1 protein-coding gene is annotated in these 1,394 nt (G+C 57.0%); it reads right to left on the bottom strand.

Annotated elements, in window-relative coordinates; all coding sequences use genetic code 11:
* Positions 1 to 228: 228 nt before the first annotated feature.
* Complete coding sequence (locus tag ACYQ6T_RS10650) at positions 229 to 1,314, bottom strand: IS5 family transposase (RefSeq protein WP_459830679.1); 1,086 nt, start codon at positions 1,312 to 1,314, stop codon at positions 229 to 231.
* Between the last annotated feature and the right edge of the window lie 80 nt (positions 1,315 to 1,394).

The following is a 1,394-nucleotide window of genomic DNA, read 5'->3' as shown; positions in this document are numbered from 1 at the left end:
CAGGCCGTTGAACAAATGCCTCCTGTAAGCCGTCTCCTTCCCTATCTCGGGAATTTTTTCACCTCTTCACCCCAATCAGAGGGGCAAAAAGGTGGAAAGGCGTACCGTTTTCATCAGCTTTTTGCTTCGGCTTCGCAAAGAGCTTCGCTTTTTGCGCCGCAGAAAGCTCCGCTTTTCTCTCTCAGCGCCTCCTGTTCTTCTCCCCACGGGCACACTACGCCCTTCTCCTCACGCCGGCTTCAACGGCCAACCACTCATCTTGGCGATGCGCACCAGGTTGTACGCCGCAAAGGTGATGAGCGCCTGGGTCTTCACCCGGGCAAGGCCAATGAACCGGGTCTTTGCCAAACCTCCAACCGTTTTGGCCCAGCCAAACACCTCTTCGATCCGTCGCCGGAAGGTGAGGCTTGCGCGGTAAGCGTCACTCTGCGCGATCGTCTCGGGAATGTTGCTCCCCTTTTTCCGGCGGGCAATGTGCGGTGTCACATCTCTTCCCTTCAGTACCGCAACAAACCGCGCTGCGTCATACTTGCGGTCAGCAGCCAGCGTGGCACCCTGGGGCACGGTTCTCGCCACCATCTTCTCCGCTGCTTCATACTCCGCCGTTCCCGTAGCTTGCGTCACCTCGGCATCGACCACCAGACCGCTTCGGTGCTCGATAAGCACATGGCCCATGTAACAGAGCCGGGTTTTATCCCCGGCACTTTTGCGAAAGAGACGCGCCTCGGGATCAGTCCTCGAGTAGTGGGTGGCGTTGCTGCGCTGCTCGCTGCTGAAATCGACCCACGCGTTTCTCCCCTTCGGGGGATCGTTCCTTTTGTCCTCTTCCTTGGGCACAAGGCTTTTGTACGAGGCCCACGCTTCAATCAACGTACCGTCGACCGAGAAGTGCTCGCTACTGAGCAGCTCTTGAACCTCGGCATAGTCACGTATCGCTTCAAAGAACTCCCGGACGATCTCTTCCTTGAGCAGCCGGTCGCGGTTTGCGGAAAAAGTGGAGTGGTCCCAAACCGCTTCGTCGATCTCCAGCCCGACAAACCAGCGGTAGAGCAGGTTGTATTCGATCTCCTGAACCAGACGGCGCTCAGAAGGAATCGAGAAGATCGCCTGCAGCAAAAGCGCGCGCAGCAGCCGATAGGGTGGAATCGAAGGGCGTCCTCGGCTCTTGTAACAGGCGTCGATCTTGTCGTCCATCTGCCGCAGCAGCCGATCGACCACAACCCGGAGTTTGCGGATCGGGTGGTCCTTTGGAATGCGCTCTTCGAGCGAAACGTAACTGAAAAGCGACGATTGCGAACGTTCGATCCCACGCATGGCAATTCTCAGCAGAGGGGAGAGGATGAGTGGAATTATAACAAAAAAGTCATGGGATTTTCATGGGATTTTTCAACGGC

It is taken from the genome of Hydrogenophilus islandicus (genome assembly GCF_054657095.1).
Note: the sequence above shows the minus strand (reverse complement) of the source record. Positions and strands in the feature narration are given on the sequence as shown.